3 protein-coding genes are annotated in these 5,692 nt (G+C 59.4%); 2 read left to right on the top strand and 1 reads right to left on the bottom strand.

The features are described 5' to 3' along the window. Window positions 1–29: 29 nt before the first annotated feature. Window positions 30–230, top strand: coding sequence for a hypothetical protein (locus FBQ85_25745; GenBank protein ID MDL1878536.1), 201 nt, complete (start codon window positions 30–32; stop codon window positions 228–230). A gap of 192 nt (window positions 231–422) precedes the next feature. Here FBQ85_25745 and FBQ85_25740 read toward each other — a convergent pair whose 3' ends face one another. After that, window positions 423–842 carry a hypothetical protein gene (locus FBQ85_25740; GenBank protein MDL1878535.1) on the bottom strand — a complete coding sequence of 140 codons (420 nt, stop codon included), beginning with the start codon at window positions 840–842 and terminating at the stop codon, window positions 423–425. On the opposite strand from FBQ85_25740, the gene FBQ85_25735 reads away from it, so the two are divergent. After that, window positions 841–5,454 (top strand): T9SS type A sorting domain-containing protein, encoded by a 4,614-nt coding sequence (locus tag FBQ85_25735; GenBank protein ID MDL1878534.1) that lies wholly within the window; start codon window positions 841–843, stop codon window positions 5,452–5,454. The genes FBQ85_25740 and FBQ85_25735 overlap by 2 nt on opposite strands. Window positions 5,455–5,692: the final 238 nt, after the last annotated feature.

Genomic DNA, 5,692 nt, shown 5'->3' with positions numbered 1-5,692 from the left:
CCAGCAGATCGGCCAGGGCCGAGCCGGACATGCTGGCGAAGCTCGAAAGCGTACGGCTTGCCTGCAAGGCCAACGGCATTGCCGCCTGCATCCATTGCGGGGATGCCGGCTATGCCGCCCGTATGGCAGCCCAAGGCTTTGATCTGACCACCATCGGATCGGATGCCCGCTTCATCGAGGCGGGGGCCCGAAGTGCGGTCATGCGCTTCCGGAGCGGCCTGGAGCCGTGATGGTTCCGAACCTGCAAGACGACCCAGCGAAGCGCGCCGCTAGTGGGGCCTGCATGTCCTGCAGACCGGGCGGCGCACCAGCGTCCATGGCAGCGAGTTCACCGTGTCGCGACCGAGTTCTCCCCTGGGGACTGGATAACGGGGGAAGCTGAAAGGCGCAGCTTCTCGAAATGACGGCTTGCTATCACCGTCTCATAAGACGTCAGCGCCGGGCACCGCAACGCGTCCCCGGCCCGCGCGCCTCCACGGCGAGCAGCCGGCGTGGATGGTGACGCTTCGGGGCGGAAGCTCGAAGCGACGCTCGCTGCGCCCAATGAAACTCCTGGGGGTGTCGCCGGAGTAGCCCAGAAAGCGAGCCAGTTCAACGTTGGCATCGCTTTCGCTCTGGCGGCGCACGGCGCTCTGCATCACGCACAGGGCCTGCCCCGGCGGAAACAGCCGCTGCATCAGCCGCCGCCCGTAGCAGGTCAGGCCGAAGTCGTAGTCGGAGACCTTGAACTGTTCGCGGTGCGTAAACACGCGGCCCAGCAGCGGCCAGCCCTCCCACAGCGGCGCGGCCGCGAGGGCGTCCTTGGGGTCGCGGTTGACGAAGAGGTCGATCTCGTGGCCCATGAGCCAAAGGGCATGCACCAGGGGCGTCCCCTGGATGCAGTTGCCCAGCCCCTGGCTGATCTCGACGAGAAGTCTCATGCGGCCGGGCTACTTCCAGGTGACGTCTGAAAACGTCAGGTTGCAGTTCTCGAGGCAAAGGCCCAGCTTGCGCCCCGGCAGATCAAAGGGACCGAAGCTGACGCCATCTACCGTGAAGGTCACGCCCCCCAAGCCGCGCTCGGCCTTGAGGCTGAGGCGGTCGGGGCTCTGGCGCGCCGGGGCCGCCGCGCAAATTGCCATCGCTGGCGGTGATAACCAAACCGGCGCCGCGAATCAACCATTGAATCAGCCGCTGGCGGTGAAAGTGACGGACGTTACTGGCATCAATGTTGTGTCCGGCGTGAATGTGACGTTTACCGTAACCGCAGGCGGCGGAAAATTGGAGGGCGGAGTTACCACCATAACCAAAGCCACAGATGCCGCCGGCCTTGCCTCGACGACATTGACGCTGGGACCAACAAACGGAGCAACCAACACGGTTTCCGCTGCTGCCAGCGGTTTGAGCGGAAGCCCGCGCGTGTTCACAGCAACCGCGGCGGTGCCGAGCAAATTTGAAATCTCAGCCGGCGGGAGCCAGCGCGGTTCTGCGGGGCATGTGGTGAATTCGCCGCTGTCGATTCGCATTAGTGATGCAACCGGCAAAGTCATTTCCGGTTACCCCGTGTTGTTCGAAGTTTTGGAAGGCGGCGGCACGATTGACGGCAAAACCAGCATCACGATCAACACCAATACCAACGGCGTCGCGCAAGCGCCGTTAAAATGCGGTCCTGCGCCCGGCGCGTTAAATCGCGTGCGAGCGAGCGCGACCGTGAACGGCCAGCCGGTTGCCGGCTCGCCGCAGATTTTCAGCATTCGGGCGCAAGGGTTGAATCGCCTCCGGCTTGAAAGCGGCAATAATCAAGAAGGCATTGTAGGAGAATTGCTGGCCGAGCCTTTTGTGGCAACGATTCGTGACTCTGCGGGCAAAACGATTGCAAATCAAGAAGTGACTTTTGAGGTGAAAGCCGGCGGCGGCCAGCTAGAAGGCAACGTCACGACCAAAAAAGTGAATACAGATTCCCTGGGATTTGTGCGCATGAAATTGCGTTTAGGCGCAAAACCGGGAGAGAATCGTGTAACCGCAACCAGCAATCCGGCAAATCTGCAAGGCTCGCCGATGAATTTTATTGCGACGGCCAAAGCCGGCGCGCCGGAAATCCTGGTGAAAGCTGCCGGCGACAGCGCCAAAGGCGTGGTTGGTAACACGCTCGGCACGCCGTTCGTTGCGCAAGCGACGGACAAGCACGGCAACGGCATTCAGGGCGTCGAGGTTACTTTCACGGTGAAAGCCGGTGGAGGCAACATCGAAGGCTTGCAAAGCGTGAAGCGAGTGACCAATGCCGAGGGCAAGGCGCAGGTCACGCTCACACTCGGCACGGTTGCAGGGTTGCTGAATAACGAGGTTGATGCGGAAGCGAAAAACGGATCGCTGCAATTAAAAAATTCTCCGGTAAAGTTCCGCGCCTCGGCCACTGCCAGCCGCGCGGTGAGAATTGCCAACAATGGCGGTTCCGGGCAAACCGGCCGCGCGGGTGATTTATTGGCGGAGTTGCTGCGTGTGCGCATCAACGATAAAGACGGCAACGGCGTCGAAGGTCATCCGGTACGCTTTAGCATCAAGCGCGGCGGCGGCAAGTTCGATCCTACTGGCGCAAGTGATACGACCGTGGTCACGAATGCCAGCGGGGTGGCGCGCATTCAACTGCGCCTCGGCGGCGTGATCAAGCCCGACAGCCAGATCGTGCATGCCACCTCCAACGATGGCATTACCGGCGATCTCGCCGGCTCCCCGATCGTGTTCGTTGCCTATGCCACCGCCGGTAGGCCCTGTGACGGCACTTCGTACGTGACCACAGCTTCCACTACGAATCCGGCAGATGGCGTTACGCCCATGCCGGTCACGATTTATGTGCGGGATTGTTTCGGCAATCCGGTCGTTGGTGAAAGCGTCATCATCGAAGTCACGAATGGCCCCAACGATATTTCCCAGCCAACTCAAATCACCAACGCCAACGGCATTACCTCCGGCAGTTTTACTTCGACACGCTCCGGCCCGAAAGTCGTCAGCGCCCGCATTCCCAGCGGCATAGCGATCACCGCGGGCGCAACCGTGAATTTTAGCCCGCTGGCAGCGCAGCAAATGGCGTTGCGCGGCGGCAATAATCAAAAGGGCAATATCAACGCCACGGTGAAAGAGCCGCTGTCCGTGAAGATCTCCGATCGTTTCGGCAACGGCGTGCCGAGCCACCCGGTCACGTTTTCGGTAAAACAGGGCGGCGGTCGCATGTTTGGCGGGTCGCCGGCCGTGCAAGTGTTGTCGGATGATGCCGGCATCGCGCGGGCGTATTTCATTGGCGGCAATACGGCGGGCCAAAGCCAGGTCTATGCCGAATCAGCCAATCTCGACAATTCACCGGTGATTTTTATTGAAACCACAGAGAACAGCCCGGCGCGCAAGCTGGTGTATGTTGCCGGCAACGGCCCGACGGGCAGCGAAGGCCAAACTGGAGTCGCCGGTGCGGTGTTGCGCGACTCGATTGCCGTGCGCGTCACGGATGCCTCGGATCGTCCCGTCTCCGATGTGCCGGTGAAATTCACCATCGCGTTCGGCGGCGGCAGCGTCAATAAATCTCAAGCGAATACGAATGTCTTTGGTGAAGCGAAAGTGGCGTGGCGTCTGGGTGAGCAAGCCGGACTCAATACTCTGCGCGTCACCTCCGAGGGTTTGGAGGGCTCGCCGATTGACTTCTCGGCTTACGGAACCGGCGGTCAGGCCTGCTGCTTGAGCAACCTGGCTGGCGGCGTTGTCACCGGATTTGTCGGCGGCTTGTCGGATCCCATTCGCGTGAAAGTGAGCGACAGCAACGCGAACGGCGTTGATGGCTACAAAGTCACGTTCGAGTTGATCGAGGGCACGGGCAGTCTCACGGCCATCGAAAGCTACACCACCAATGGCGGCGTGGCGAGCACGCGTTTGAACAACACCGATAATGTCAGCGGCTTCCGCACCATTCGCGCGAGCGCGCCCGGCCTGGCCGGTTCGCCAATTTTGATTCAAGTGTATGTACGCTCGGGCAGCGCCGTGAGCATGGCCGCGGTTCCGCGCACGAATAATCAGGGCGGCACCGTGAATCGGCCGCTCAATTTTCCGCTGCAAATCAAGCTGCTGGATCGCTTCGGGAATCCTTCGCCGAACGAGTCAGTAAGTTTTGTGATCACCGGCGGCGGCGGCAGTTTGAGCGGTCTGCCGAGTGTGACCGCGCTCAGCGATACCGACGGCGTTGCCTCGGCGAGCTTGACTCTCGGGTCCTCGCCCGGGCTGAATCAAGTCGTGGCAATCAAACAAGGCTTGCCCAACGTCGAGTTCAGAGCGAACGGTGTTACCAACAAATTTCCAATTTTTGTCGATGTGCCGGATCAAGTTGTGTTCGAAAATGATCGCGTCGAATTCACCTTGCGCGCGACCGATGACGACGGCGATCAGGTGACTTATGGCGCTTCGAATCTGCCGCCCGGCGCCACCTTCGATTCACTTAATACGCGCATTTTCACCTGGCGCACCGATTTTAACAGCAGCAACAATGGCCCGCTCTACGAGCCGCTGTTCTATGCGCGCGACGGCAAGGGCGGCATCGATATCGAAGCCGTGCGCATTACTGTCAAAAATCGCAATCGTGCGCCGATTATCATCAGCCGTATTCCCGATCGTTTTCCGGCGCCGAACGGCACAGACACCACTGTCGTGGTTGATTCGACCGGTGTGGCGCGGTTTAACATGCGGGTGACAGCCGAAGATCCGGACGGCGATCGCCTGACCTATGCCTGGCAACAAAACGGCGTTCCGGTGGGCACGAATGCCCCGACTTACCGTTTTGTCGGCGTGCCGGTGTTTCATTATGTTAGCGTCACGATTTCCGACGGCTTCGATCAAATCACGGAAACGTGGGAAATTAAAGTGCCGGTGGTATTGGTGAGTTTCTCCGCCAGCGCTGACGGTAAGAACGGCGTGCGACTGGAGTGGCGCACCGGCAGCGAGAGTCAAAACCTGGGCTTCAATGTTTTGCGCAGCAGCGTGCGCAACGGCGAATATGTCAAGCTCAATCGCGAGCTGATTCCGCCGCGCAGCGACGGCGAGTACTCGTTCACTGATGTCAGCCTCACCGCCGGCAGTCGTTATTACTACAAGCTGCAAGACGTGGACGCAAACGGCAACATCACGACGCACGGCCCGATTCAAATCGAAGCCGCGTTGCCCTCGGAGTTTGCGTTGAGCCAGAATTATCCGAACCCCTTCAACCCGAGCACGAACATTCAATACCAATTGCCGCAACCGGCGCAAGTGCGGCTGGTGGTTTACAACGCGCTGGGCCAGTTTGTGAAGCAGTTGGTGAACCGACAGCAAACCGCAGGTTTTCACACGATAGTGTGGGATGGCCGTGACAAAAACGGTAATCAAGTGCCGACCGGCGTTTATCACTACCGCATGGAAGCGGATGGATTTGTGATGACGAAGAAGATGGTGCTGGCGAAATAAGGACAGTTAGCACTGACCGGTCACTCAAAGTGGCCGGTCAGTTGACCTGAGTGGAAGTAGTTTTGATTTGAATGGTTAATCGCCGTTGGGCCCATTTGTTTTTTGGCGTTCACAAAGAGTCAGCAGGGGAATGAACGATTGTAGTGCACCCCATTTTTTGGACACAAAAAGGGCTTTTGTTAAGGAACTTTGACTGCGGTTTTGTTTTGTTTGTTCCACTGGTTTTCGAATTCGATCG

This window comes from Cytophagia bacterium CHB2, assembly GCA_030263535.1.
Lineage (GTDB): Bacteria > Zhuqueibacterota > Zhuqueibacteria > Zhuqueibacterales > Zhuqueibacteraceae > Coneutiohabitans.
Note: the sequence above shows the minus strand (reverse complement) of the source record. Positions and strands in the feature narration are given on the sequence as shown.

Excerpts from the sequence above, each read along its gene's own strand:
- FBQ85_25745 (MDL1878536.1), top strand. The coding sequence starts at position 30 with ATGCTGGCGAAGCTCGAAAGCGTACGGCTTGCCTGCAAGGCCAACGGC.
- FBQ85_25735 (MDL1878534.1), top strand. The coding sequence starts at position 841 with ATGAGCCAAAGGGCATGCACCAGGGGCGTCCCCTGGATGCAGTTGCCC.
- FBQ85_25740 (MDL1878535.1), bottom strand. The coding sequence starts at position 842 with ATGGGCCACGAGATCGACCTCTTCGTCAACCGCGACCCCAAGGACGCC.